The organism is Actinacidiphila bryophytorum (assembly GCF_016916835.1).
GTDB lineage: Bacteria > Actinomycetota > Actinomycetes > Streptomycetales > Streptomycetaceae > Actinacidiphila > Actinacidiphila bryophytorum.
The window spans coordinates 87,113-110,371 of sequence record NZ_JAFFIX010000026.1 but is presented as its reverse complement, the minus strand read 5'-3'; the positions used below and the strand labels follow the sequence as shown (position 1 = coordinate 110,371).

The window sequence follows — 23,259 nt, the reverse complement described above, 5'->3', positions numbered from 1 at the left end:
CCAGCCCCGACGCCCCGGCGCGCCGGGGCTGCGTCCGGTCGTCGCGGCCCGACCCGGTGCCGAAAGCGGGCATCTCTGGCACGATGACGTGATGTTCGATTTCGGCATCGCGGGCTACCAGCCGGCATGGTCGGAAGGCCGCAGCGGCGTCGTACGCCAGCACGGGCATCGTCTGCGTGGCCTGGCGGGCCGGACGCTCACGCGGGTCTGGATGGTCTGGGACCGTGAGGACGACGAGTGGTTCTGCGACTGCCCGGTGCTGTTCGACTTCGACGGTCAGCAGGTCGAGGTCAACCACCAGAAGCTGGGCGACCTCTCCCTGACGTGGAACACGATCGACCCCACCCGCCCGGTCCGGTGGCCCGGCTTCGACCTGCAGTGGCGCTCCGACCCCCTTCCCGGGCTGCTGGCTCTGCGGGGGCTGCCGCTCACGTCGGCCGAGCTGCTCGAATGGACCGGCAGGGACGTCGCCCACGGCAACGTCGACATCAGCTTCGCCTTCGAGACCGGTCGCGTGACGGTCTTCAACGCGCTCGACGAGAACGGCGTGAGCTTTGACCGCCCCGGTCCGAACCAGCGATCCCACCCCTTCCGCTGAGGCAGCAGGGGGCCTGCGGGCTGTCGACGGCAGCCGGCCCGACGTCCGGGCTGGGCAGGGTAGTTGGGCCGTCGGCGGCTCTAGACTGGAATCGCCGGGGCTGCCGTGCCGTACGGGTGCGGGTGCCTGGCCGGCGGGGGAGGGGCGTATGGGGGAGGACCCACCGGAGGAGTCGCACGGGGGCGAGCCCGGGCCGGAGGCACCTGCGGCGGACCGCGGGGGGCTCGCCGTCAGCGGGGACGTGCAGGTGCGGGCCGGGGGCGGCGGCGTGGCCGGCGGTGTCGTCAACGGCGACGTCCACATGGCGTCCCCTCGCCCGCCGGCTGCGACGCAGGGCTGACCGCATCCGGCACCGTACTTCCCAGCCCGCGGCCGGGCGCGGACCTGGCCGTCACCGCCGACCGCGGCGCCCTGGCGGCCCTCCGCGTCGACGCCGTGCACCAGCACTTCCACACGCCCGCCGGTGCGGGACCCGCGGCCCGCGTGCTGCCGCGGCCCGTCGGGCAGTGGACGGCGCTCCAGGCCGGCGTCCACCCCGCCGTACCAGGCGACGGGGGAGGCGGGAGCCGGTTCGTGCTGCCCGCCCACGTGGTGCGGGCGCACGACCGCGTCCTGCGCGAGCGGCTGGCGCAGGCCGCGGACAGCGGCAGGCCCGCGCTGGCGCTGGTACGCGGCGGAGCCTGCACGGGGAAGACCCGCAGCGCATGGGAGGCGGTACGCGCCTGCCTCGCCGACTGGCACCTGGCCTTCCCCAAGACGGCGGAAGAACTCCTCGACCTGCTCGCGAGCGGCGCCGCCCTCGGGCCGCGGACGGTCCTGTGGCTGGACGAGGCCCAGATCCATCTGGGCGGACCCGGCGGCGAGGACGCGGCCGCGGCCCTGCGCACCCGGCTGGAGCAGCGGGAGCCGCTCGTCGTCGTGGCCACGCTCTGGCCCAGCATCCACCGCGAGCTGACGACCAGGCCCGCGCCCGGGCGGCCCGACACCCATGCGCAGGCCCGCGCCCTGCTCGCACCCTGGCCCGCGGTGGACGTGCCCGCGGCGTTCAGCGCGGACGACCTGGCGCGGATGCGTACGCTCGCCGGCCCCGGCGGCGACCCGGCGCTCCGCGTCGCCGAACGGACCAGCCCGGACGGGGCCGTCGCCCAGACCCTGGCCGCGGGACCCCAGCTGGTGGACCACTACGAGCACGCCGAGGAGCCCCCCGGCTGCTACGGCCGCGCGCTGATCACCGCGGCGATGGACGCGCGCAGGCTCGGCTGGGAGTCCCCGCTGCCCGCGGCCTTCCTGCGGGACGCGGCCCCCGGCTACCTCACCGAGCGGCAGCGCATGCAGGCATCACCGGACTGGTTCGACCAGGCGATGGTGCACGCCAGGACCACGATCAAGGACGTCGTCCGGGCGCTGGACGACGTCCCGCACCCCACCGGCATGGGCGCCCTGCCCGGCCACCACCGGCTCGCCGACTACCTGGCCCACCACGGGCGCGCCACCCGGGTCTTCGACGTCCCGCCCGCCTCCTTCTGGGATGCGGTGCTCCACCACCCGCCGACGCCGGGCGAGTTGGCCGTACTCGCCAGGAACGCCGTCGACCGCGGCCGGCTGCAGGTCGCCGCCACGCTGGCCGAACTGGCCGTCGCAGCCGGCGACACGTCCTGCTTGCTGGAGCTGGCGGACCTCCACGAGCGGCGCGGCGACCTCGCCGCCGCGCTCCCGCTGACCGAGCGGGCGGTCGCCACCGACGGCACCTATGCCCTGGCCCGACTGGTGCGCCTGCACGACCAGTTGGGCGAGCACGAGGCGGCGGACCGGCTGCTTCCCGCGCCCGGGACACCCGGCCGCGCGGCGGTCGCGATCGCGCTGGCCTGGTCGCGGGAGGAGTCCGGCGACGAGGAGGGGGCCGCGCGGCTGATGGACGTCGCCGGGGAGGGCGACAGCGTCGTCATCCCCGTGATGGAGGCGCTGATCCATCTGACCGGTGGCCACGTCAGGCGGGGCGAGGAGGAGTTGCGCCGCGTGCTGCTCCTGCACGACGAGCGCCTCGACGCGGACCTGCGTACGGACTGGCTCCCGCTGTTCGCGTTGGACGACGGTGATGTCGGCACCATCGAGGAATTCCAGCGCGTCGCCCAGTACGAGGACTTCCCCGTGCTGCGCATCGTGCTGCTGAGTCTTCTCAACGGCCGCGAGGACCGGGCGGAACTCGAGATGCTCCACCGCCGGGCGGCGGAAGCGGGGAATCCCTACGCGGTCGTGCAGCTCATGCATCTGCGGTGGGAGGCCGGTGACCGCTCGGAGGCCGAGCGGCTGGGCCGTGAGGCGCTGGCCGCGGGGAACCCCCGGGCGCTCGTGGAGCTGGCGCTCCAGCGGGAGGACGCCGGACTGCCCTCCGAGGCCGAGGAGTTGGCCCGCCGGGCCGCGGGCGAGGGGCTGCCGCACGCACTCACCGAACTGGGCCGGAGCCGCAAGAAGGCCGGCGACCTGCTCGGGGCTCGCCGCCTCTTCGAGCTGGCGCTCGATGCGGGTGACCGCTACGCCCTGGGTGACCTGGCCCCCCTCCTGCCGGCCCCGCCCGCCCGCCACCTAGGCCGTGTTGTGGAAGTCCCGCCTGCCCCGCGGCGTCTGGCACGCACGCTCGCTGCGTTGTCGGAGTCGTCCGAGTAGGCCCACTACGAGGACGACCCTCCGCCTTGCGATCGCACGCACCGGACGCCGCGGGGCCCGCCCTGTGGGCGGACGGCGCTACTTCCAAAACACGGCCTAGGCCTCACCCCGGCGGGTGCCCCCGCGTCCCCCTGACCCCCGGCGACTGGTCGCGCCGTTCCCCGCGCCCCTGAAAAACGCTCACCCTCTTGTGCAGAGGGCAACCGCCAGGGGCGCGGAAAACTGCGCGCTCAGCCCCCACTGGGCGCGGGTCGTCACCGACCCGAAGGGGCAATTCGGTCCGTGCCGGACCACCGGCCGGTGGCGGGGAGGGCCCCCGCCGAAGGGTCAGCGGACCCCGCCCGTCAGGGCGGCCACGCGGCGGCGGTAGGTCCAGATCGCGTATCCGGCGATACAGGCCAGGATGCCCTCGAAGGCCACCACGTCGGTGCCGTTGAGGTCGACGCCGGCCAGGGACAGCAGGCTCGTGGTGCAGTCGCCCGCGGTGACGGCGAGGAACCAGACGCCCATCATCTGGCTGCCGTACTTGGCCGGCGCCATCTTCGTGGTCACCGACAGGCCGACCGGGGACAGCGCCAGCTCGCCGACGGTCTGGATCATGTAGATCGTGACCAGCCACATCGGGCTGACCTTGGTGCCGTCCGAGGCGATCGCCATCGGCACGATGAAGACCAGGAAGGACGCGCCGACCAGGAACAGGCCGAGCGCGAACTTCACGGTCGTGCTCGGCTCGCGGTTCCTGCGGGCCAGCCACACCCACACCCAGGCCAGCACCGGGGCCAGCGCCATGATCCACAGCGGGTTCACCGACTGGTACCAGGACGAGGGGAAGCCGAAGCCGAACAGGGTGTCCCGGCTCTTGGTGTCGCCGAAGATCGACATCGTCGAGCCGCCCTGGTCGTAGATCATCCAGAAGACCGCGGCGGCCACGAAGAACCAGACGTAGCCCTTCATACGGGAACGCTCGGTCCCGGACAGTTCGCGGTCGCGGCTGATCCGCACCAGGACGCCGACCGGGATGACCAGGCCGATCACGGTGATCGGCACCAGCGCCCAGTTCAGCGTGTAGACGCCGGTGGCGGCCACGACGCCGTAGAAGACGGCCGCGGCCAGCAGCCACAGCATGCTCTTGCGCAGCGTCGCGTCGCGCTCGGCGCGGCTGAGCGGCTTGGGCACGACGCTGCTGCGCTCGCTCAGGTGCCGGGTGCCCAGCAGGAACTGCACCAGGCCGAGGCCCATGCCCACCGCGGCCAGCGCGAAGCCCAGGTGCCAGCTGTAGTTCTGGCCGACGGTGCCGATGACCAGCGGGGCCGCGAAGGCGCCGACGTTGATGCCCATGTAGAAGACGGTGAAGCCGCCGTCCCTGCGCGGGTCGTCGGGGCCGTCGTAGAGGTGACCGACCATGGTCGAGATGTTGGCCTTGAGCAGCCCCGAGCCGATCGCGACCAGGGCGAGCCCGCCGAAGAAGGCGCCCTCGCCGGGCACCGCCAGCGTCAGGTGCCCGGCCATGATGATCGTGGCGGAGATCACCACGGTCTTGCGCGGCCCCCAGACCCGGTCGCCGAACCAGCCGCCCGGCATCGCGAGCAGGTAGACCATCGCCATGTAGATCGAGTAGATCGCGGTGGCCGTGGCCGCCGTCATGGCCAGCCCGCCGCCCTGCGAGCCCTTGTCGGCCGCGGGGCCGCCGGCGATCAGGTAGAGCGGCAGCAGCGCGCGCATGCCGTAGAAGCTGAAGCGCTCCCACATCTCGGTCATGAAGAGCGTGGCCAGGCCACGCGGGTGGCCGAAGAAGCCCTTCTCACCGCCGGGAGCCGCCGCACTGCTCTGCCGCGCGGCGTCCTTCGTCAGGCTGGACGCCATGGGTCGTTCCTCGCTCACTGGAGACGCGCCGCTTGAGCGGCGTTTTGCACATAAAGATGCCCGGGAATCCGGTACGGGTGCTTGATAACTTTATGGCAACGCGAGGTGTGGTATATGGCGGCTTGAGACCATGGTCACAGCCCGTGAACGCACCTGGGGTGTCCGCTAGGGGTGACGTGCGGCCGTGCGCCGCGCGGTGCAGGGCGGGAGATGGTCCGTGACCCACAGATGTACGAGCCTGCCCCAGGTGATCTGCTGGTCAACCAGTGACTCTCCGTCGTGTGCCACCAGGGTGACCCGCAAGGACGTCGTCGCGGCGTCGTCGGGCATGGCCGCGACCAGTGCGACGAGCCGTCTCGTGCTCTCCCGTACCAGCCGGAGGTTCTCCCGGAAGGCCTCCGGTGTCGGCACGCCGGTGCCTGCCGGACCGCCCATGGCCGGCCTGTTGTCGAACCGGACCGGCCGGCCCTTGCCGAGCTCTGCGGCTGCCGTCGCGAGAACGCCGTCGTTGAGCCGCACGCAGGCGATCGCACGGTCGGCAGCGGACCAGTCGGTCGTGTCCTCTCCGTCGCGGGCAGTGCTTACGTCCTCTGCGGCTGCGAGCAGGAACAGGTACGCGGTTTCCAGTGGTACGACATCCATGGGGAAGCCTCCGGGAGGGAAGGTGGGGGAGCTGCGGTCACGCGGCGGAGGTTTTTGCGGGTTCCAGGCCCGGGCGGTCCACGAATTCCGGAGTGGTTCGAGCACTCTTTTTCACGAACGGGGTGTCACCCGACTGCCATCCGAGGTACGAGTACGTTTTCGGCGCCAGAATGATGTAGTCGCGCGGTAGAGGGCGGCAGCGGCCCTCGGCGGCATGGCTTTGCACTTTGCGAAGACGTTCGGGATGCGCATGAACTGCTCGCTCGGCCCGTCACCTGCTCTCAGCGGAGTGCCGAAGTACGGGTCGGTGGTGATCTCCCGCAGGACTGCGCTCGGCTTGGTCGGTAGCTTCCCCAGTTCGTATGCGTCCCTGCGGGGACTGCCTCCCACGTGTGCCAGGGCGGACCGGGTCGTCGAACACGAGCCCGAAGGCTTCGGAGTCCCCGGCGTGCAGCCGGATCCGCAAACTCATCTCCGCACCCTTGGACTGTCCGGACCGCCGCGGGCGGTTCCGAGAAGGTGACCTACGTCACGGAGTGTGGTGCGTCGGGCTCGGGCTAGGTGTCCTCGGCCTTGCGGACTCCTGGCCAGTCCAGGCGGAGTTGCCGGGCGCGGGGGAGTTTGGCGACGATCAGGTCGTAGGAGTCCTCGACCAGCTCCTCGACCAGGGCGTCGGGGAGTGAACCGTCGAGCCGCACCGTGTTCCAGTGGCGCTTGTTCAGATGCCACCCCGGGGTGATCGCCGGGTGGGCCTCGCGCAGCCGCACCGCGATCTCGGGTTCGCACTTCAGGCTCACGCTGAGGGGGTCGGAGTCCAGGGCGCTGATCGCGAAGATCTTCCCGCCGACCTTGAAGACGGACGTCTCCGCGTCGAAGGGGAAGGTCTCGCTTGCCCCGTTCAGCCCCAGGCAGAGCGCTTTGAGCGCGTCGGGTGTCATGGGGACAGTGTGCCGTGCGGCACCGACAGCGGCGGGCACCGTCAGGCCTCTTCGGCCTGCCTGAGCACGTCGTAGCCCACGAAGGTGAACATGCGCGTGCCCGGCGTGAGCGGCTGCGGTTCGCGGGTGGAGCGGTGGACGCCGACGCCGTAGCCCGCCTCCGCGTCCGACAGCCACCGCCGCTCGAACCCGAGCCGCTCGAACTGGTCGCAGATCATCGGCACCCGGTCGGGCGCGCCGCGGTGCCGGGTCCAGATGACGGTGCCGCCGTTGCGGCACAGTTGGGCGCACGACGCGATCGTCCGCTCGATGTCCGCGTCGGTGATGTTGCCGAACACCCCGCAGACCAGGACGAGATCGGCGGGAACCATGCCGGCGTAACCGTCGACGAGCGAGGCGTCCGCCGTGACCACCTCCACCTGGTGCAGGCCCGCCGAGCGGGCCGACTCCTCGGCGAACGCGGTGTTGCGCGGGTCCAGTTCCACCAGCCGCGCGGACACGTCGTCGCGGCGCGGGTGGCCGGCCAGCACCTCCAGCAGGTCACGCCCCTGCCCGGCGCAGAGGCTGACGACCCGCAGGCGGCCGGGCGGGCTGCCGTCCAAGGCCTCCCGGATCTGCGCCTGTACGGCGAGCAGCCGCCGGGCCATCCAGGTGTCGGGCCGGTCGTACGCGTCGTGCCAGGTTCGCCAGTCCATGGCGGGACCTTAGAGCGCCCGCCGCTCGCGGGGCGACTCAATTCGGCGCGCTCAGCCGGTGACGGCCACCGGGGCGTCCCAGGCGTCGCGGTCGACGGTGATCGTCGCGCCGCCGTAGCTCTCCTTGGAGTTGACCTGGTACTGGTGGCCGCGGCGGTGGCCGGTCCACAGGCCGGAGGAGAAGGGGAAGCCGGCCGTCGTGCTGTCGTTGCCGTCGTAGCGGGCGTACCACAGGACGTCGGGCATGTCGGGGGTCGTCGGTTTGGCCTTGGCGACGACCGCGGCGCTGGAGGAGCTGAAGCCGTAGAAGCCGGCCCAGTAGCCGCGGGTGTGCAGGGCCTTGTCCCACGCCTGCACGTAGGTGAGCACGGAGGTGACGCACGCGCTGTCGCTCGCGTCGAAGGCCTCCATGTCGAGGTAGACGGCGCTGCCGCCGCGCATGCCCAGGGCCTTCGCCTTCGCGACCGCGTCGGCGCCGTCGGACGCGCCGAGGGAGGCCGCGTCGGCCGCGGTGATCCGCTCGGGGCTGCCGCTGGTCTGGCACGGCGGCTGGGCGCCGACGTAGATCGGTATGAGCTTCCAGCCGGCCGCGCTCGTGCTGCTCACCCAGGAGGAGGTGAGGTTGGGCTGCGAGCAGCCGCGGTTGCGGCCGCCGATGTAGACGGCGGCGCCGCCGTAGGGGCTGCTCGCCTTCCATGCGCTCATCTTGCTCGCGCTGGGGGCGGTGCAGGTGTCGAAGGCGAGGCCGGTGAAGACCCGGGCCGACGCGGGGTGCGGCGGCCCCGCCACCGTGGCGGGGGTCGCAGTGCCCGCGGGCGGTGCGGTGGTCTTGGCAGCTCCCTGCGCCGAGGGGGTCGCGCTCGCGGACGCAGTCGCCGTACCGGACGCGGACGCCGAGGCCCGGGCGGACGGGCTCGCGGACCCGCTCGGACGTGCGGTGCCGGACGCGGACGCGGCGGGCGAGGCGCCGGCCGGGAGGACGCCGGCGCTGTCGGCGCCCTGCGAGGCGGTGGCGCCGGCGGCCGCGGGGCCGCCCGACCCCGACCCCGACCCGGACCCCGATCCGGCTTCCGCGGCGACGGCAGCGCCCGCGCCGATCACGACGACGGCGGCGGCGATTCCGACATAGCGGTGCCACGCGGGTTTGGGCAGGCGGCGCTTCGACACGTGCGTCCTTGGGATGAGTGCGGCAGAGCGGAGCAAGTATGACCGCAGGCCGCAGACTTGACAATTCCGCTTCTGCGGGGGGTCGTCGCAGGTCGCAGCGGGTGGACGGACAGGTCGGCGGGCCGGACGGCCGCCTGGCGCGGGGGAGTCCGCGCGGCCGGGTTCCGGCCCCGGCGGGTCGGGTCAGCGGGGGTCGTCGCTGCGGCCGAGGGAGTCGGCAGGAACGGCGCCCGGGCGGGTCCACTGGGGGGCGGGGCGGCTGGTCGGCCCCCAGGTGGCGTTGCCGTCGGCGTCGGTACGCCAGTACCAGCAGGCCTGGTCGCCCTGCGCCGGGTAGCCCTCGCGGACCCGGCCGAGGACCGGGCGGCCCGCGGGGATGTCCTCCCAGGCCTCGCCGCGGCCGTAGGGGGTCATGTCGAGCAGTGCGAGGGAGCCGTTGACGGCCTCGTTGCCGCGGCCGGTGGTGGAGTACGTCAGGAAGGCCCGGTCGCCGTCGCGCAGGAAGCAGGACAGGTGGCCCATCTGCTCGCCTGCCGGCGCGGCCGGAACTCATCGGTGCGGCCGCGCGGTCTGCCGAGGCCGCGGTGTGCCGGAGCCGGGGGCTGCCAATGCCGGGGTCCGTCGTGCGCGTGCTCCTGACGTGGCGGCTGGGGCGAAGTTACGCTGCCGGGACGGTCGTCGAGTGGAGGCTCCGTCATGGGAAGCAACCGTCGCAAGTACCCGCACTCACCCCGGCAGCGCGTACGGCTCAGGGCCGTACGCGCGGTGGCCGCGCTCGCCGTCACCGCGGTGGCCGGCGCCCTCACCGCTGCCGCCCCCGCCCCCGCCCACCACGGCCCGGGGGCACCCGCGGCCAAGTCGCCGCTCGCGGTCGGCTACGGCGGCGCCGTGGTCAGCGTCGACGCCGACGCCACCGCGGCCGGGATCGAGGTGCTGCGGCACGGCGGGAACGCGGTGGACGCCGCCGTCGCCACCGCGGCGGCCCTCGGCGTCACCGAGCCGTACTCCTCCGGTGTCGGCGGTGGCGGCTACTTCGTCTACTACGACGCCCGACAGCACAAGGTCTTCACCGTCGACGGCCGGGAGACCGCGCCGCACAGCGCCACCGACCAGCTCTTCGTGGAGGACGGCAAGCCGCTGGCCTTCGCTGACGCGGTCACCAGCGGGCGCAGCGTCGGGGTGCCCGGCACCGCGGCGACCTGGCAGACCGCGCTCGACGCGTGGGGCACGCGGTCGCTGGGTGAGGTGCTGCGGCCCGCGGAGGCCATCGCCCGCAAGGGCTTCACGGTGGACGCGACCTTCAACTCCCAGACCGCGGCCAACCAGGACCGCTTCAAGGACTTCCCCGCCACCGCCGCGCTCTTCCTGCCGGGCGGGCAGCCGCCGGCCGTCGGATCCACCCTGCACAACCCTCAACTGGCCCGAACCTACGAGGAGTTGGGCGCCAGGGGCATCGGGGCGATCTACCACGGCGACATCGGCGCCGACATCGTCCGCACCGTGCGCAGGCCTCCGGTGGACCCGGCCGCCACCCGCGTGGTGCGCGCCGGCGACCTGACCGCCGCGGACCTGGCGTCGTACACCGCGAAGAAGCAGCCGCCGACCCACACCGCCTACCGCGGTCTCGACGTGTACGGGCCCGCGCCGTCCTCGTCGGGCGGCACCACCGTGGGCGAGGCGCTGAACATCCTGGAGGACACCGACCTCTCCGACGCCTCGCAGGTGCAGTATCTGCACCACTACATCGAGGCGAGCCGCATCGCCTTCGCCGACCGCGGGCGCTGGGTCGGCGACCCGGCCTTCGAGCAGGTGCCGACCGCCGGGCTGACCTCGCAGGCCTTCGCCGACTCGCGGGCCTGTCTGGTCAAGGACGACGCGGTGCTGACCAGCCCGCTCGCCCCGGGTGACCCCGCGCACCCCGCCGCGTGCGGCGGTACCGGAACGGCGGCGCCGACCACGTACGAGGGCGAGAACACCACCCACCTGACGGTCGCCGACAAGTGGGGCGACGTCGTCGCGTACACCCTGACGATCGAGCAGACCGGCGGCAGCGCGATCACCGTGCCGGGCCGCGGATTCCTGCTCAACAACGAGCTGACCGACTTCTCCTTCGTGCCCGCCAACCCGGCCGTGCACGACCCGAACCTGCCGGGACCCGGGAAGCGCCCGCGCTCGTCGATCTCGCCGACCATCGTGCTCAAGGACGGCCGCCCCGACTTCGCGATCGGCTCGCCCGGCGGCGCCACCATCATCACCACGGTGCTCCAGGTCCTCACCGAGCACGTCGACCGCGGACTGCCGCTGCTCGACGCCATCGCCGCGCCCCGCGCCAGCCAGCGCAACGCGGCCACCACGGAACTCGAACCCGCCCTGTGGAACAGCCCGTTGAAGACGGAGCTGGAGGGCATCGGCCACCGGTTCAAACAGAACCCGGAGATCGGCGCGGCCACCGGCATCCAGCGGCTGGCCGACGGCCGCTGGCTGGCCGCGGCGGAGCCGGTACGACGGGGCGGCGGCTCGGCGATGGTGGTGCGCCCGGGCCGGTAGGGGCGCAGGCGGCCGCCGGGGGCGTACGGAGCCGGGCCGCCGACGTGCCGGAAGCGGATCGGAAGCGGGCCGGTTCTGGCCGGGGAAGCGGCGCAGCCGGTGGGATCGACGGGTCAACAGCCCTTCCGCACACCGGCGCCGGCCGGCCCGGCCTCGCAGGCCGGACGGCGGCGGACCGGTGGGGGTCGCGCATCGGCCCCCACCGGCCTACTGACATTGGACGATATGGCAACAACCCGGTCACAGCGGGTGAAGCCGACGTGTAAGCAGGCGGGTGAGCGAGTCGGCGTACCACCATGACCGAGGGAGTCACCCGTGCACGATCCAGCACCGCCGCCCCCGATACCCCGCCCCGACCTGCCGCCCGACCCCGTCAAGCCGGGGCCGCCGGAGTCCTACCGCCACGTCGGGCTGGTGCCCGCCGCCGGACCCGCCCGCACCTGGGGCCTGGCAGTCGTCGGCGTGCCGCTGCTCGTCCTCCTGCTGATCGGCCTGGCCGTCGGCGGGTCGGGCGGCGGCTCCGACTCGGCGGCCCCGCACGGCAGTTCCGTCGTCCTGGGCGCCGACACCTCGGCGGGCGGCGCCGTCGCCGACTCCTCCTCCGGCGGCGACCTCCTCCCGACGTGGACACCGCAGGACCTGCCCGGCCCCGCGACCACGGCGCCCGAGGAGGACACACCCGCACCGGAGACGACGGCGCCGACCGACCCGGCCGGTGGCACGGACGTCACCACCGATCCGGCCGCCGACCAGGCCACCGACACGGCGAGCAGCACCGACACGCCCACCGCATACGCCGGTTCGCAGGCGGTCGTCGCCGCCTACTTCGACGCGATCAACAACCGCGACTACCGCACCGCCTGGAATCTGGGCGGCAGCAACTTCGCCGCGGACTACGACTCCTACGTCGCCGGCTTCTCCACCACCTCGTCCGACGCCGTCACCTTCCGGTCCGTCCAAGGGGACGTCGTCCAGGTGTACTTCGACGCCTGGCAGACCGACGGTACGGCGGACTCCTACGACGCCACCTTCACCGTCAGCGGCGGCCGGATCACCGGCGGCAAAGTGACCCCGACCTCCTGACCATCCCGCGCCCGCACCCCGCGCGGGTGCGGCGGCACAACCGGAGCGATCCACCGTGACCATCATCCAGGCACCGCACCACCGTCCCCCCGACCCGCCGCAGACGCCGCCGCCGGCCCGTGCGTACGCGCGCACCAAGGCCACCCGGCTGCTGTCCGCCGGCACCTACCTCGACCCCGGCTACCGCAAGGCGGTCATCCGCGAACTGGTCAAGAACCGCTTCCGGGTCGTCGCGCCCTCCTACGGCTACGACGCCGTGTCGGTCCTCGCGCACGCCCTCGCGGCCCGCCGGCTGCGCCGCCTCCAACTCTGGCTCAGCGCGGGCTCGGTGGCGCTCTTATGGATACTCCGCGACAGCGTGAACCTGCTGACCGCGGTGCTGCTGATGTGCTGGGCGGTGTGGGCGCTCGCCTACCTGCGCCGGATCGCCACCCTGCACATCCTGATGGGCCCGCTCAAGGAGACCGGCACCGACGGCGGCTTCGACGGGGCCTACCCCGCCAACCGCACCCTGACCGCCCCGCTGATCCACAAGATCGACAGCGAGCAGTCGGCCAGCGAGAGCCTGGTCTTCTACGGCGGCTTCGTGCCCTTCGTCGGCGCGGGATACGGCACCCGCGACTGGGCGAACGCCCAACTGCTCATCGGCGCCCGCAAGTTGCGCGTCACGCCGAAGGACCGCGGCGCGAACGGGGAGGGCGCGGGCCGGAGCCGGGGGATCGGCGTGGACACCGATGAGCGCAAGCCCGTCGTGCCCTTCACCGTGGACGAGATCACCGGCTACGTCGCCCGCCGCATGGCGGAGGACCTGCGCGAGCGGGCGCGGCACGACGAGCGCATCGAGGGGCTGACCGTCGAGCGGCGCCGTTTCACCACCGCGGTCAGGACCAACGACCGCACCCGCAGCCCCGGTTGGTCCCGGCTGCCCGGCCTCGACGACCTGCCGGACGTGCACTGGCGTGAGGACTACGACGCGGCCCGCGAGTACCTGTGCGTGCGGATCGGCTCGTGGAACGAGGAGCTGGTGACCTCGATCTTCGTGGGTTTCGACCTCAAGGGCAGCACCCTGCACACCGAGTTCTACCCGCACGTCCTGGGGCCGCTGGTCGAGGACTTCCACCTCGTGGACCGGCTGCCCGACGCCTTCGACGGCCGGCTGGCGGTGCGGGTGGCGTGGGACATGGTCACGTCGGCGCCGCTGTGGGTGCTGGGCCTGGGGCTCTTCCCGCTGCGGGCGGTCCCCGACCGGTACCTGCCCTCGGGGATGCGGTCGCTGGTACGCCCCGGGCGGCGCGGAAGCGCGCTCAGCGTGGGCGAGGAGGCGGCGCAGAAGTCGGACAGCAGCGAACTGCGCCTGGGCCGCTACGTCACCAAGTCCGTCAACTGCGGTGCGCTCACCAGCGTGCGGGAGATGGCGACGAACGACCACTACCACCACTTCTTCCAGCGCTCCGACGCCCTCAAGTACACCCAGATCGTGGAGCGCCGGCTGCTGGAGATCATCCGCACCTTCCTGGACGAGCACAACGTGGACCTCACCGACCACGACCGGGCGCAGAACAACATCCTCAACTACGAGGACAAGAGCATGAACGTGTCCGGCGGGAACAACAGGAACTTCAGCTACGAGCACGGACCGTCGGACGGCGGTTCCGCAGGAAGCCAGGGGGAGTGACGCCCATGGGCGACAACGACGGCGACGGCTACCAGGACCGGCGCATGACCGTCTCGGGCGGCAGGAACAGCGACTTCGGCTACGTCTACCGTCCGGGACGGACCAGCCGGGCTCAGGACAGCGGTACGTCGGGCACGCCGAGCGCGTCCGGCACGGTCCAAGGCGACCGCAGCCGCAACGTGTTCGTGGTGCACGGCCGCGACGAGGAGGTGCGGCGGGAGATGTTCGCGCTGCTGCGCCGGCTCGACCTGCGCCCGCTGGAGTGGGAGGAGCTGGTGCGGGCCACCGGCAAGACCTCGCCCTACCTGGGCGAGGTCGTCGCCAACGCGCCCTCCCAGGCGCAGGCCGCCCTGGTCCTGCTCACCCCGGACGACACCGCCAAGCTGCACCCGGACCTGCTGGGCGACGAGGAGCGCGCCGACGAGATCCGCTACACCGGCCAGCCGCGGCAGAACGTGCTCATCGAGCTGGGCATGGTGCTGATGGCCTACCCCGAGCGGACGGTCATCGTGGAGGTCGGGCGGCTGCGGCACGCGGCCGACATCGAGGGGCTCAACGTCATCCGCTTCGACGGCTCGCTGACCTCCCTCGCCAAGATCGCCGCACGGCTGGAGCTGGCCGGCTGCCGGCTCGACGACTCAGGTCCCGAGTGGCGGGAGACCCGGCACTTCCGCGACCTGGCGGCCTACCGGCGCCTGGCCTGAGGCGCAACTGCCGCAGCGGGCGGCGGGAAGGGCCGGCCCCTTCCCGCCGCCCGCTGTTCGTCCCCGGCGGGCGGCCTCACCCCCGGTCCAGCCCCGACGCCAGTGTGCGCAGGAAGGCCGCCACCTCGGGCATGTTGATCCGCGCCAGGTCGGCCGGGCGTACCACGACCCGCAGTTCGCGGCAGATCGCGCCCTCGCGGGAGCGGGCGACGAAGGACATCAGGATCAGCCGGAGCAGGCTCTCCTGGTCCAGGTGGTCGAGCCGGGACAGCCCGGAGCCGACCAGCGGCATCGCCACCGCTTCCGGCCGGGCGTGCCGACTCACCGTGTCCCACAGGCGGTTGAGGCTGAACCACAGGTCCTCGACGCTGGAGGCGGCCACGAGGTCGTTGCCGATACGGCTGTAGGCGGTGGCGAAGGTCAGCCGCGGCCGGGCGCCCAGCACCGCGACGGTGCCGACCGGGTAGCGGTCCAGCTTGCCCAGCGGCTTGCCCGTGCGGTCCTCGCGCGCCACGGGCTCGACACCGCCGAGCGCGCTGTCCAGCGCCGCGTCGAGCCTGCGCACATCGCCGCCGTAGCGCCGCAGCAGCAACTGCGCCTGCACACTGGACCCGTCGATGACCGCCCCGCCGTCCGACGCGGTGTCGAAGGTGTCGCAGAAGCCGACCACGAGGCTCGCGTCCTGCTGCTCGAACAGGTCGCCCTCCTCGACCACGATCGCCATGTCGGGCCGACGGAACTCCTGCCGCACCCGCCGTACCGGCCGGGCACGGCTGAGCCCCCACACCAGGCACGCGGCCAGCGACACCGCGGCCACGGGGCCGGAGTCGGGGAAGCTGCGCGGGAAGAACTGGGCCACGAACTGCAGGACCGCGGATATCCCGCCGAAGGCCGCCATGGCATTGCGCAGCAGCACCTGTCGCCCGCGCCGCGTCAGCACGTCCGCCCCCGCTGCCCTGCCCCGTCCGGCAGTTGCCGAACGCCTACGGCGGGATTCCCGTAACGCAGGGTTTGTCCCGGGTGTGTTGGTAATCTGGCGGACGCTCCCGGGGGTGTCCGGTGCGGGGGCAGGGGCGGGCGGTGGTGGCGATGACGCGGATCCGGATCAGGGTGCTGGGGCCGGTGCAGCTCGAAGTCGACGGCGCCGAGGTCCGGTTGACGCCGCTGACCACCCGGCTGCTGGTCCGGCTCGTCGCCGCGGAGGGCGAGGCGGTTCCCGTACGCACACTGCGCCGCGACGTGTGGGGGATGGCCGACGAGCCGCGGCATCTGGCCCAGCGCGGGCGCAACGAGGTGCAAAAGCGCGTCCTGGAGCTGCGGCGCGCCCTCGACCCGCGGCAGGACGGCACCGCAGCCCGGGTCCTGCGCACCGAGCAGCAGGTCACCGTGGCAGGCCCGGAGACCGCCTACCGCCTGGTGCCGGGTCCTGGGGAGGTGGACAGCGAGGAGTTCACCGCGGTCGTCGGCGCCGCACTGCTCGCCCCGCCCGCCACCGCGGCCCACCGGCTGGGCGAGGCGCTGGCCATGGTGCGCGGCCGGCCGCTGGCCGAGGTGCACGGCGAGGAGTTCGCGGCAGCGTACATCCGCCGGCTTGCCGCACTGCAGGACTCGGCCCGCCGTGAACTGGTGAGTGCCAGGACCCGGCTCGGCCGTCCCGACCTGGCGCTGCCGGTCGCCGAGTCGATCGCCCGCGACCACCCCGACGACCGGGAGGCGGCCCGCACCCTCGACGCGCTGCGCGCCGAGCTGCGGGCGCGGCACGGGGACGAACTGCTGCGGCACGCCGTGCCGCTGCCCGGCCGGCGGGTGGACGTCGTGCTGCTGCGCGGCGACCTGTTCGAGCAGCAGGACGCCAACCTCGTGGTCGGCTTCACCGACACCTTCGACACGGCCACCGACCAGGACGTCGTGATCAGCCGCGGGAGCGTCCAGGGGCAGCTGGTCGACCACCTCTTCGCCGGGCAGCGCCGGCTGCTGGACGAGAAGCTGCAGGCAGGGCTGCGCGGGGTGCCGGCCCTCGGCACCGAGAGCGTCAGGGACAAGCCGCGCGGCCGGCGGGTGCGCTACCCGGTCGGCACCACGGTCGCCGTCCCGGTGGACGGCCGCCGGGTGTTCGCGACCGCCTACTCCCGGCTCGGCAACGACCTGGTGGCCCGCTCCCGGCACGAGGACCTGCGGACCAGCCTGGAGAGCCTGTGGGCAGCGGTGGCCGTGCACGGCCAGTTCAGGCCGCTCGCGCTCCCGCTGATCGGCGCGGGCCTCGCCCGTGTCACGGAGCTGGACCGGGGCCAGCTCGCGGCCCTGATCGTCGACTCCTTCATCGCCGCCTGCCGCCGCGATCCCGCGCTCACCCCCGAACTGCGGATCGTGATACGGGCCGAGGACCTTGCGGGCACCGACCTGGGGCCGGTCGAGAAGCGCTTCCAGCAGGCGGGGCCGGGAGAGGGCGAGACTTAGCCGGGGCGGGGCCGGGCGGCGTGACCGCGGCCGGTGCGGACCGTTCGACAGGTGCATCCGCATCCCCCCGACCCCACGCGGCATGGTCCTGCCGGTCCCCGAGTGCCGGTCCCGAACGCCGGCCGCGGCGGCCCGGCCCCGCAGACCCAGTGGACCCCCGCGACCGCTTCCGCGGGTAGCCGCGCCCCGCTTCCGGTCCGCTTCCGGCGGCGCCGCGGGCCGGCTCGGCCCGTGACGCCGCCGGCCCTGCCGCGCCGCCCGGCGCAGGCCCGAACCGCCGCCCCCGCAGAGCCCGTTCCGGGCGGCGGGCCGCACCGGCCGCCCGGGGGAGAGCCGGCCGCCCTGGCACATATGAGACGTGGCGCTTTCGTGCCAGCCGAACGCCGTTCCCTTCCGCCGCCGGCGGCCGGTAGGACCTGCGCATGACCTCCCTCACACCTTCCCGCAGACGTGGCCGGCGGGCAGCGACGGCGACGGCCGCCACCCTTGTGGCCGTCCTCGCGTCGCTGTCGGGGCCGGCCGGACCGGCGGCAGCGGACACCCCCGCACCGGCCCCGGCGCCCGCGGCCCCCGCGGCGGGCGGCCCGCACACCGTCACCCTGCTCACCGGCGACGTGGTCCGGGTGTCGGGACCCGGCACGGGTCCGCAGCAAGTCGACGTCACCCGCCCGCACGGCGCCACCGGCGGGGTCAGGACCGAGGTCGTCGGGGGCGACCTGTACGTCTACCCCGACGAGGCGATGCCGTACCTGGCCGCCGACCGGCTGGACCGGCGGCTCTTCGACGTCACCGCGCTGATCGGGCAGGGCTACGACGACCAGCACAGCGACGGCATCCCGCTGATCCTCGGCTGGCGCCCGGGAGCGGCCCAGCCGCTGGCGACGCGCACCCTGCCCAGCGGCAGCACCCGGGTGCGGTCGCTGCCCAGCATCGACGGGACCTCGGTCAAGGCCGCCAAGAAGCACGCCAGGCAGCTGTGGACCTCGGTCGTCCCGGCCCCGGCGGCACCGCAGGCCGTGGCGACGGCCGCCACCGGGACCCCGGCGCCGCTGCTGCGGGACGGCCTGGCCAAGGTCTGGCTCGACGGCAAGGTCCGCGCCGACCTGCAGGACAGCACCGCGCAGATCGGCGCCCCCGCCGCCTGGGCGGCGGGCGACGACGGCAAGGGCGTCAAGGTCGCCGTGCTGGACACCGGAGTCGACTCCCACCACCCCGACCTGGCAGGCCGGGTCAGCGAGGCCGTCAGCTTCGTGCCCGGTGAGTCGACGCAGGACGGCAACGGCCACGGCACCCACACCGCATCCACGGTGGGCGGCAGCGGTGCCGCCTCCGGCGGTGTGGAGAAGGGCGTGGCGCCCGGCGCCGACCTGCTGGTGGGCAAGGTGCTCTCCGACGAGGGCTCAGGCGACGACTCCTGGGTGATCGCCGGTATGGAGTGGGCGGTGGCGCAGGGCGCCAGGGTGGTCAGCATGAGCCTGGGCGGCACCGACCCCAGCGACGGCACCGACCCGATGAGCCAGGCGGTGGACCGGCTCTCGGCGCAGAGCGGCGCGCTGTTCGTGGTCGCCGCGGGCAACACCGGCGCCGAGGCCTCGATGAGCGCCCCCGGCACCGCCGACTCGGCGCTGACCGTGGCCGCCGTGGACTCCGGTGACCAGCTCGCCTCCTTCTCCACCCTCGGCCCGCGCTTCGGCGACTACGCCCTCAAGCCGGACATCGCCGCCCCCGGTGTCGACATCGTCGCCGCCAAGGCGGGCGGCAGCGCGGAGACCGGCTGGTACCAGACGATGAGCGGTACGTCGATGGCGACGCCGCACGTGGCGGGCGCGGCCGCGATCCTGGCGGAGGAACACCCCGACTGGACGGCGCCGCAGCTCAAGGACGCGCTGATGAGCACCGCCAAGGAGCTTCCCGGCAGCACCGCCTACCAGGTGGGCGCCGGCCGCGTCGACGTGCCCGCCTCGCTCGGCGCGGCCGTGACCGCGACCGGCTCCGCCTACTTCGGCTTCGACAGCTGGCCCTACGATGACCAGGCGCCGGCCGAGCGCACCGTGACGTACCGCAACAGCGGCTCCGGCGCGGTCGACCTGCACCTGTCGCTGAGCGCCGAGGTGGCCGGCGGACCCTACGACGTGGACCCGGGCGCCGACGCCGGCACCCCCGCACCGGCCGGGATGTTCACGCTGTCCGCCGACACCCTGACGGTGCCCGCGCACGGCTCCGCATCGGTCACCGCCACCGCCCGGCCGCACCTCGGCGCGGCAGGCCGCCGCTACCTGGGGCAGGTCACCGCGAGCGACGCCGCGGGCGCGGTGCTGACCCGCACCCAGGTCGGCCTGTACAAGGAGGACGAGCGGCACGCGCTGGACATCACCGTCAAGGACCGGGCGGGCAGGCCCGCCGCCGCCCTGGTCGAACTCCAGCAGTTCGGCACCGACGCCGACCCCCAGCTGATCCAGGTCGGCGACACCGGCCGGCTCACCGTACGGCTGCGCTCGGGCACCTACAGCGCACTGACCTACCTCGACGTCGCCGGCAGCCACGGCCCCGACTCGGTGGGCATGGCGCTGCTCGGCGACCCGGAGATCACCCTCGACCAGGACCGGCAGCTGGACCTGGACGCGAGCCAGGCACGCGAGGTCACCGCGCAGGTGCCGCGCACCACCGAGGACCGGACGCTGTACATGGACTGGCACCGCTCCGACGGCGGGCTGAGCACCCTGGACTCGCAGTACCTGCTCGGACCCGCCTACGACAGCATGTTCGTGCAGCCCACCCGGCAGGTCACGCAGGGCATCTTCGAGTACGAGACGCGCTGGCGCAAGGCCCAGCCGCTGCTGACGCTCACCCGCGACGGGAAGCCGGTCACCGTACTGGCCCAGAGCGGCAGCGCCTTCTACGACGGCAGGAAGCGGCTGGACACCGTCTACGCGGGAGCCGGCGCCCCCGCCGACTACAGCGGCCTCGACGCCGAGGGGAAGGCGGTGCTGGTCACCCGCAGCGACGCGGTCACCGGCTCCCAGCGGGCACAGGCCGCAGCCGACGCGGGTGCGGCCCTGCTGGTCGTGGTGAACGACACCCCCGGCAAGCTGCTGGAGTGGGTCGGCACCGACGCGGGCGACTACAGCGCGGTGCCCGTGGTGACGGTGACCGCACGCGAGGGGGCACCGCTGGTCGCCCAGGCCCGCCGCGGCGGGCTGCGGCTGGCCGCCGACGGGGTGCCCAACTCGCCGTACGTCTACGACCTGGCCGACCCGCACCCGGGCCGCATCCCGGCCACCGGTCTGACCTACCGGCCCAAGCCGTCGGAGCTGGCCACCGTGGACATGCGCTTCCACGGCACCACCTCCTACCCCAGCGGCGAATTCCGCTGGGACTACCGGCCCTACCGCACGTACTCGCTCGGCTCCCCGCTGCGGATCGACATGCCCGGCACGCGCACCGACTACGTCTCGGCGCAGCCCGGCACCACCTGGGCCGGGGACGCGATCACCGGTCCCGGCATGGCCCTGGAGTCCAACGGCGCCATCACCGCGTACAAGGCGGGCAGCAAGGTGACCGAGGACTGGTTCGCCCCCGTCGCGCACCCGCGCAACGGCGGCGGCTACTGGTGGTCGGAGCGGCAGCAGGGCTTCCTGTCCTTCAACGTCCAGCCCTGGACCGACAGCGCCGGCGGGCAGGAGCACGGCGGCACCATGCAGGACGGCAGCGACACCCTGGCCTTCACCGTGTGGCAGGACGGCGAGCAGGTCGCGACCTCGGCCTGGCCGTCGGCGACGCTCTACCCGATCCCGACGACACCGTCCACGTACACCCTCGACCTCAAGGCGGAGCGCGACCCTGCCGCCTACCGGCTCTCGCCCCGCACCCACACGGTGTGGACGGTGAAGTCCGCCCCGGTCACGGACCCGGACCGGATCGACCGCATGGCGCTGCTCCAGCTCGACTACGGCGTCGCCACCGACCTGGCGGGCGACGCGCACGGCGGCCGGCAGACCCTGCGGCTCACCGGCAGCCACCTGCCGGACGCGGCAGGCGCCGGCCGGATCAAGGGCGCCACGCTGGCCGTCTCCTACGACGACGGGCGCAGCTGGCACCCCGTCGCCCTGGACGAGGCGGCCGACGGCAGCTGGACCGCCCGCTACGACGCGCCGCACCGGGGCTTCGTGTCGCTGAAGGCGCAGGTCTGGGACGACGCGGGCAACCGCATCAGCCAGGAGGTGACACGGGCCTACGGCCTGACGTGACCTGGCACGGGGCCGCCCGCCGCCCACCGGACACCCGGTGTCGGGGCCGCGGGCGGCCTCCGTATCCTCCAGGGACTTCCATCCGCACCACAGGGGGTCCCATGCTCGCCGCGCTCGGTCTTGCCCGCGACGAGGAGGAGGTCTACCGCCTCCTCGTGTCCCGCGCCGGCACCCGCCCCCAGGAGCTGGCCGCCGAGACCCGGCGGGCGCCCGCCGAGGTGCTGCGGCTGCTGACCGCGCTGGCGGAACGCGGTCTCGCGGTGGCCGACGCGCCCGCCGCCGCGCAGGGGCCCGCGACCCTCTTCCGGGCCGCGCCGCCCGCGGTCGCGCTGGGCGGGGTGCTGCGCTCGCGGCGCGACGAACTGCACGCGGCGGAGCTGGAACTGCTCGTGCTGGCCGACCAGCACAGGGCCGCCACCGCCGGCGGCAGCGTGGTCGAGGTGATCACCGACGTCGAGGCGGTCAGGCACCGCTTCGCCCAGCTGCAGGAGTCCGCGCGGCACGAGGTGCGGTCGATGATGGTGCCCGAGCTGAGCGTCGTACCGCCGCGCAGCAACGCGGCCGAGGAGTCAGGGGTGCGCCGCGGGGTGCTCTACCGCACGATCGTGCAGCGTGACGCGCTCCAGGAGCCGGGGATGGTCGCCCAGGCGCTGGCGGCGCTCTCGGCCGGGCAGCGGGTCAGCGTCACCGACGTGGTGCCGGTGAAGTTCATGATCGCCGACCGCGAGCTGGCGATGCTGCCGCTGCTGCCCGGGCGCAACACCGACGCCGCCTCCGTCCTGGTGCACGCCGGCGGACTCCTGGAGGCGCTGGTCGCCTACTTCGAGCTGGCCTGGGAGCAGGCCTACCCGCTGTCGCTGAACATGATCGGCGACGCGGTCACCGAGGCCCGGCCCGACGCGATCGACCCGCTCGACGCCCGGGTGCTGAACCTGGTCCTCGCCGGGCTGACCGACCAGGCGGCGGCGAGCCAGCTCGGCGTCTCCCGGCGCACCGTCCAGCGGCGCATCGGCGAGCTGATGGTCAAGGCCGGGGCGGAGAGCCGTATCCAGCTCGGCTGGATCGCCGCCCGCAAGGGCTGGGCCTGAACGCGGTCCGTGCGGGGCCGCCTCAGGCGACCGCTTCCGCCAGCAGGTCCACCTGGTCGGGCCCGGAGCCGGTCGGGACCAGGATCAGCTCGTCGCAGCCGGCCTCGGTGAAGGCGGCGACGTAGGACTTCACCATGTCGGCGGTGACCGCGGCGCCCGCCGCGACCTGGCGGGCGCCGTCGCCCATGTAGCCGTAGTAGTGCAGCAGGTACCGGTCGGCCTGGGCGCGGGCGTCGGGTCCCAGCGCGAAGTAGGCCAGCGACAGCTTGCGCGGGGTGCCCTTGCGGCCCGCCTCCTGCCAGGCGGCGTCCACGCCCCCCGCGGCCTCGGCGAACATCTCCGGGGTGCCGCCGCCCATGATCCAGCCGTCGGCCAGCCGGGCGACGCGGCGGAAGGTGGTCGCGGTCGCCCCGCCGAGGATCAGCTCGGGGCCGCCGTCGCGTACGGGCACCGGCCCGATCGCCCCTGCCACCCCGCGCTCGCCGCCGGCCCACACGTCCTTCATGTCGGTGATCTGCTCCTCCAGGCGGTGCCCCCTGCCCTGGGTGGACATCCCGCCGGCCGCGTAGTCGTCGTCGCGACCGCCCAGGCCGACGCCCAGGACCAGCCGCCCGCCGGAGAGCCGGTCGAGTGAGGCGGCCTGCTTGGCCAGCAGCGCGCTGTTCTCGTACAGCGGGCCGATCAGCACGCTCGTCGTGAGCCGGATCCGCCGGGTGACGGTCGCCGCTGCGGTCAGGGCGATCAGCTCCTCGTACCCCGGGTACACCAGCCGGCCGATCGTGCCGAGGGTGCTGAAGCCCGCCGCCTCGGCGCGCTGCGCCCAGCCGGTGAGTGCGTCCGGTTCCGTTCCTGGAACCGCGTTCGGCAGGCCGATCCCGATCTCCACCACAT

At 73.7% G+C, this 23,259-nt stretch carries 17 protein-coding genes and 1 pseudogene; 10 read left to right on the top strand and 8 right to left on the bottom strand.

Features of this window, described 5'->3' with window-relative positions; all coding sequences use genetic code 11:
- Positions 1–91 precede the first annotated feature (91 nt).
- From JT723_RS29135 to JT723_RS29125, 3 genes are all read left to right on the top strand, one after another.
- Positions 92–598 carry a hypothetical protein gene (locus tag JT723_RS29135; RefSeq protein ID WP_205047813.1) on the top strand — a complete coding sequence of 169 codons (507 nt, stop codon included), beginning with the start codon at positions 92–94 and terminating at the stop codon, positions 596–598.
- A gap of 148 nt (positions 599–746) precedes the next feature.
- Positions 747–938 (top strand): hypothetical protein, encoded by a 192-nt coding sequence (locus tag JT723_RS29130; RefSeq protein WP_205047812.1) that lies wholly within the window; start codon positions 747–749, stop codon positions 936–938.
- 95 nt (positions 939–1,033) lie between these two features.
- Positions 1,034–3,262 (top strand): tetratricopeptide repeat protein, encoded by a 2,229-nt coding sequence (locus JT723_RS29125; RefSeq protein WP_205047811.1) that lies wholly within the window; start codon positions 1,034–1,036, stop codon positions 3,260–3,262.
- 327 nt (positions 3,263–3,589) lie between these two features.
- Here the strand turns inward: JT723_RS29125 and JT723_RS29120 are convergent, their stop codons facing one another.
- The 6 genes and pseudogenes from JT723_RS29120 to JT723_RS29095 all read right to left on the bottom strand — a co-directional run.
- Complete coding sequence (locus JT723_RS29120) at positions 3,590–5,125, bottom strand: peptide MFS transporter (RefSeq protein WP_205047810.1); 1,536 nt, start codon at positions 5,123–5,125, stop codon at positions 3,590–3,592.
- A 165-nt stretch (positions 5,126–5,290) separates the two neighbouring features.
- Positions 5,291–5,767 carry a hypothetical protein gene (locus tag JT723_RS29115; RefSeq protein ID WP_205047809.1) on the bottom strand — a complete coding sequence of 159 codons (477 nt, stop codon included), beginning with the start codon at positions 5,765–5,767 and terminating at the stop codon, positions 5,291–5,293.
- 557 nt (positions 5,768–6,324) lie between these two features.
- Positions 6,325–6,705 carry an MmcQ/YjbR family DNA-binding protein gene (locus tag JT723_RS29110; protein ID WP_205047808.1) on the bottom strand — a complete coding sequence of 127 codons (381 nt, stop codon included), beginning with the start codon at positions 6,703–6,705 and terminating at the stop codon, positions 6,325–6,327.
- A 41-nt stretch (positions 6,706–6,746) separates the two neighbouring features.
- Positions 6,747–7,400, bottom strand: coding sequence for a methyltransferase domain-containing protein (locus JT723_RS29105; protein WP_205047807.1), 654 nt, complete (start codon positions 7,398–7,400; stop codon positions 6,747–6,749).
- 51 nt (positions 7,401–7,451) lie between these two features.
- On the bottom strand, positions 7,452–8,189 hold the full coding sequence (locus tag JT723_RS29100; RefSeq protein ID WP_251513218.1) for a glycoside hydrolase domain-containing protein: 738 nt from the start codon (positions 8,187–8,189) through the stop codon (positions 7,452–7,454).
- 561 nt (positions 8,190–8,750) lie between these two features.
- A pseudogene (locus JT723_RS29095) lies at positions 8,751–9,107 on the bottom strand (DUF899 family protein); the annotation flags it as partial.
- Positions 9,108–9,263: 156 nt separating this feature from the next.
- Here JT723_RS29095 and ggt point away from each other — a divergent pair.
- From ggt to JT723_RS29075, 4 genes are all read left to right on the top strand, one after another.
- Positions 9,264–11,114 (top strand): gamma-glutamyltransferase, encoded by a 1,851-nt coding sequence (gene ggt / locus JT723_RS29090; protein WP_205047806.1) that lies wholly within the window; start codon positions 9,264–9,266, stop codon positions 11,112–11,114.
- Between the two features lie 315 nt (positions 11,115–11,429).
- The gene (locus tag JT723_RS29085; protein ID WP_205047805.1) at positions 11,430–12,197 is read left to right on the top strand and encodes a hypothetical protein; all 768 of its coding nucleotides are present in this window, start codon (positions 11,430–11,432) and stop codon (positions 12,195–12,197) included.
- Between the two features lie 55 nt (positions 12,198–12,252).
- Positions 12,253–13,872 carry an AbeC-like domain-containing protein gene (locus JT723_RS29080; protein ID WP_251513203.1) on the top strand — a complete coding sequence of 540 codons (1,620 nt, stop codon included), beginning with the start codon at positions 12,253–12,255 and terminating at the stop codon, positions 13,870–13,872.
- Positions 13,873–13,877: 5 nt separating this feature from the next.
- Positions 13,878–14,576, top strand: a complete 699-nt coding sequence (locus tag JT723_RS29075) for a TIR domain-containing protein (protein ID WP_240166345.1) — start codon at positions 13,878–13,880, stop codon at positions 14,574–14,576.
- Positions 14,577–14,652: 76 nt separating this feature from the next.
- On the opposite strand, the gene JT723_RS29070 is transcribed toward JT723_RS29075, so the two are convergent.
- A complete protein-coding gene (locus tag JT723_RS29070) occupies positions 14,653–15,516 on the bottom strand; it encodes a macro domain-containing protein (RefSeq protein ID WP_251513201.1) in 864 nt (287 codons plus the stop codon).
- 149 nt (positions 15,517–15,665) lie between these two features.
- Here JT723_RS29070 and JT723_RS29065 point away from each other — a divergent pair, with 149 nt between their 5' ends.
- The 3 genes from JT723_RS29065 (at position 15,666) to JT723_RS29055 (ending at position 22,368) form a co-directional block, all read left to right on the top strand.
- Entirely contained in the window at positions 15,666–17,033 is a 1,368-nt protein-coding gene (locus JT723_RS29065; protein ID WP_205047804.1) for an AfsR/SARP family transcriptional regulator, read from the top strand.
- Between the two features lie 422 nt (positions 17,034–17,455).
- Positions 17,456–21,280: a S8 family serine peptidase gene (locus JT723_RS29060; protein ID WP_205047803.1), complete on the top strand. Its 3,825-nt coding sequence runs from the start codon at positions 17,456–17,458 to the stop codon at positions 21,278–21,280.
- Positions 21,281–21,381: 101 nt separating this feature from the next.
- Complete coding sequence (locus JT723_RS29055; RefSeq protein WP_205047802.1) at positions 21,382–22,368, top strand: helix-turn-helix domain-containing protein; 987 nt, start codon at positions 21,382–21,384, stop codon at positions 22,366–22,368.
- 22 nt (positions 22,369–22,390) lie between these two features.
- On the opposite strand, the gene JT723_RS29050 is transcribed toward JT723_RS29055, so the two are convergent.
- Positions 22,391–23,254 carry an LLM class flavin-dependent oxidoreductase gene (locus JT723_RS29050; protein ID WP_205047801.1) on the bottom strand — a complete coding sequence of 288 codons (864 nt, stop codon included), beginning with the start codon at positions 23,252–23,254 and terminating at the stop codon, positions 22,391–22,393.
- Positions 23,255–23,259 lie beyond the last annotated feature (5 nt).

What these genes read in the sequence shown, in the direction of transcription:
- JT723_RS29135 (WP_205047813.1), top strand. Translation starts at nt 92, where the DNA reads ATGTTCGATTTCGGCATCGCGGGCTACCAGCCGGCATGGTCGGAAGGC.
- JT723_RS29130 (WP_205047812.1), top strand. Translation starts at nt 747, where the DNA reads ATGGGGGAGGACCCACCGGAGGAGTCGCACGGGGGCGAGCCCGGGCCG.
- JT723_RS29120 (WP_205047810.1), bottom strand. Translation starts at nt 5,125, where the DNA reads ATGGCGTCCAGCCTGACGAAGGACGCCGCGCGGCAGAGCAGTGCGGCG.
- JT723_RS29115 (WP_205047809.1), bottom strand. Translation starts at nt 5,767, where the DNA reads ATGGATGTCGTACCACTGGAAACCGCGTACCTGTTCCTGCTCGCAGCC.
- JT723_RS29110 (WP_205047808.1), bottom strand. Translation starts at nt 6,705, where the DNA reads ATGACACCCGACGCGCTCAAAGCGCTCTGCCTGGGGCTGAACGGGGCA.
- JT723_RS29105 (WP_205047807.1), bottom strand. Translation starts at nt 7,400, where the DNA reads ATGGACTGGCGAACCTGGCACGACGCGTACGACCGGCCCGACACCTGG.
- ggt (WP_205047806.1), top strand. Translation starts at nt 9,264, where the DNA reads ATGGGAAGCAACCGTCGCAAGTACCCGCACTCACCCCGGCAGCGCGTA.
- JT723_RS29075 (WP_240166345.1), top strand. Translation starts at nt 13,878, where the DNA reads ATGGGCGACAACGACGGCGACGGCTACCAGGACCGGCGCATGACCGTC.
- JT723_RS29065 (WP_205047804.1), top strand. Translation starts at nt 15,666, where the DNA reads ATGACGCGGATCCGGATCAGGGTGCTGGGGCCGGTGCAGCTCGAAGTC.
- JT723_RS29060 (WP_205047803.1), top strand. Translation starts at nt 17,456, where the DNA reads ATGACCTCCCTCACACCTTCCCGCAGACGTGGCCGGCGGGCAGCGACG.
- JT723_RS29055 (WP_205047802.1), top strand. Translation starts at nt 21,382, where the DNA reads ATGCTCGCCGCGCTCGGTCTTGCCCGCGACGAGGAGGAGGTCTACCGC.